The organism is uncultured Flavobacterium sp., from assembly GCF_963925415.1.
GTDB lineage: Bacteria > Bacteroidota > Bacteroidia > Flavobacteriales > Flavobacteriaceae > Flavobacterium.
The window spans coordinates 1-3,029 of record NZ_CAWUTS010000002.1 but is presented as its reverse complement, the minus strand read 5'-3'; the positions used below and the strand labels follow the sequence as shown (position 1 = coordinate 3,029).

Here is a 3,029-nt window from a genome sequence, read left to right as displayed (position 1 = left end):
GATTTGGATATTTTGTTCTTCTAATGGCATGTTTCATATTGCTTAAAGAATTTTACTTTACATAAGTTTTACTAATCGTAATAAAAAACCGTATTAGCCCATAAATAAAAAGAACATGAAAATAGAACAGATTTATACCGGATGCATATCACAAGCTGCATATTATATTGAAAACAATGGAGAAGCTGCTATTTTTGATCCTTTAAGAGAAGTACAGCCTTATATTGATAGAGCTATAAAAGACAATGCCAAAATTACTTATATTTTTGAAACTCATTTTCATGCCGATTTTGTTTCAGGACATGTTGATTTAGCTCATAAAACAGGAGGCCAAATAGTATTTGGACCAACCGCAAAGTGTGCCTATGATTGTATTATTGCACATGACAACCAAGAGTTTAAAGTGGGTAATTACACCATTAAAGCAATTCACACACCCGGGCATACCCTAGAAAGCACCTGTTATTTAATTTCAGATGAAAACGGAAAAACTCATGGAATTATTACTGGTGACACTTTGTTTATAGGAGATGTTGGTCGCCCCGATTTAGCTCAGGAAGTTTCAGAAGATTTGACACAAGATGTTTTAGCTGGCTATTTGTTTGATTCGTTGCGACACAAAATAATGCCCTTGGCAGATGATTTAATTGTATATCCAAGTCATGGAGCAGGAAGTGCTTGTGGAAAAAACATGAGTAAAGAAACAACTGACACCCTAGGAAACCAAAAGAAAAACAATTATGCCTTACGAGCAGATATGACCAAAGAAGAATTTAAAACTGAACTTTTAGACGGTTTAGCCACTCCACCTGCATATTTTCCTCAAAATGTAATGATGAATATTAACGGTTATGAAAGTTTAGATACAATAATCGCAAAATCATTAAAGTCTTTAAACCCTAGAGAATTTGAAATTATAGCCAATCAAACAGAAGCATTATTACTTGATGTTCGCAATGAAAATGATTTTATAAAAGAACACATTCCTAATTCAATTTTTATTGGCATAGATGGTGGTTTTGCTCCATGGGTAGGTGCTTTAGTTAAAGATGTAAAACAGCCAATTCTTTTAATTACACCACTAGGAAGAGAAAAAGAAACCATTACCAGATTATCTCGTGTAGGATTTGACAATACTTTGGGATATTTATCGGGCGGAATAGATGCCTGGAAAAAAGAAGGGTTTGAAACTGATTCAATAAAAACGATTTCTCCAGATGAGTTTGCAAATGATTATAAAAATATTCAAGTAATTGATGCTAGAAAACCATCCGAATATAATGCGGAACGAGTTGAAAAAGCTATAAACATTCCTTTAGACGCTATAAATGACCACATAGCAGATGTGCCAAAAAACGAACCGTTTTATGTGCATTGTGCAGGCGGTTATCGTTCTGTTATTTGGTCTTCTATTCTTAAATCTAGAGGGTATCACAATATGATAAACATAGACAAGGGCATCTCGGGAATAAGAAAAACTCCTATTCCATTAACAACATTTGTTTGTCCGTCTACATTAAAGTAAAAAGTAATTTAATCAATTAAGAATAATGGCCTTAAGTCTTGTTTTTTTTAAGAAAATTTTAAATAATAATTTGAACAGAATAATAAATTTTTAAATACATTTGCCAAAATTTAATTAAATTAATATGAAAAAAATTACATTGGTAATATTAGCTTCATTGTTTGTAATTTCTTGTAAAAAAGAGGGTTATGACGTAACAGGTTTGGCTAAAGGAGTTGAAAACGGAAAAAAAGTTTTTTTAGAACTTCAAAATGAATCAGGCTTAGTAGCATTGGACACTGTCGTTGTAGAAAACGAAAAATTTAAGTTTGATGGTAAATTAAAAGACGGATTGGAATTAGCTTTTGTAAGAATAGAGGCCTTAAATGGATCTGTAGCTATAATTTTAGAAAATGGTTCAATAGCTGTAGAAATTGACAAAGATACTATTCAGAAATCTAAAATTTCTGGTACAAAAAATAACGATAAATTTCAATCTTTTAATGATGATTCTCAAGTTATTTTTAAAAAAATGATGCGTTTTCAGGTTGCAAACCAAGAAAAAATGACTGCTGCTCAACAAGTACAAGATACCATAATAATTAATGCTTTAATGAAAGAATACAATGGCTTTCAGGAAGCAATGAATGTACAATCAAAAACATTTATTGAAAAAAATCCTGATGCTTTGATTTCTGTTTTATTATTAGAAAATTTTTTAATGAGAAAATATATTACAGTTGAAGAAGTAAAAGCATATTATGACAAATTAGATGTAAGTTTATTAGAAACAAAAAGTGCAAAAAGCATAAAAAAAACATTGGATACCTTAACAGCACTTAACGTTGGAAGTATTGCACCAGCTTTTACTGCTCCATCACCAGACGGAAAGATGATTTCATTAAAAGAATCTTTAGGAAAAGTAACCTTATTGGATTTCTGGGCATCGTGGTGTGCACCATGTCGTAAAGAAAATCCAAATGTTGTGGCTATATATAACGAGTTTCATGAAGCAGGTTTTAACATTATAAGTGTTTCTTTAGACAAAGAAGGCGATGCTGAAAAATGGAAAGAAGCAATTTCAAAAGATGGTTTAACTTGGAATCAAGTTTCGAACTTAAAATTTTGGAAAGACCCAATAGCAGAACAATATAATATAAAATCGATTCCTGCTACTTTCGTATTAGATGCATCAGGTAAAATTGTTGCTAAAGATTTAAGAGGTGACGAATTAAGAGCAAAAGTAAAAGAACTTTTAAGCGCAAAATAAGTTTACTAGTTTAAAATTAAATAAATTCCTATCGCAAGTATTGCCTTAGGAATTTTTTATTTACTTCACTTTCAAAAGGTTAAAAAATAAGTAAAAAGTAGTTCTCTATTTTATTTGTTTAAATCAAAAACTATTCTATATTTGCACCCGTTAAAGCAATAAAGCTTGGGACTGGGGAGATACTCAAGCGGCCAACGAGGGCAGACTGTAAATCTGCTGTGAAAACTTCGCAGGTTCGAATCCTGCTCTCCCCAC

2 protein-coding genes and 1 tRNA gene are annotated in these 3,029 nt (G+C 31.6%); all 3 read left to right on the top strand.

Translation table 11 applies throughout. The annotated features are described in order from the left end of the window. The first annotated feature begins 115 nt into the window (after window positions 1-115). Complete coding sequence (locus tag AABM47_RS00035; RefSeq protein WP_338408872.1) at window positions 116-1,525, top strand: rhodanese-like domain-containing protein; 1,410 nt, start codon at window positions 116-118, stop codon at window positions 1,523-1,525. A 124-nt stretch (window positions 1,526-1,649) separates the two neighbouring features. Continuing rightward, on the top strand, window positions 1,650-2,774 hold the full coding sequence (locus AABM47_RS00030) for a TlpA disulfide reductase family protein (protein ID WP_338408871.1): 1,125 nt from the start codon (window positions 1,650-1,652) through the stop codon (window positions 2,772-2,774). A gap of 173 nt (window positions 2,775-2,947) precedes the next feature. Further along, window positions 2,948-3,028, top strand: a tRNA-Tyr gene (locus AABM47_RS00025). Window position 3,029: the final 1 nt, after the last annotated feature.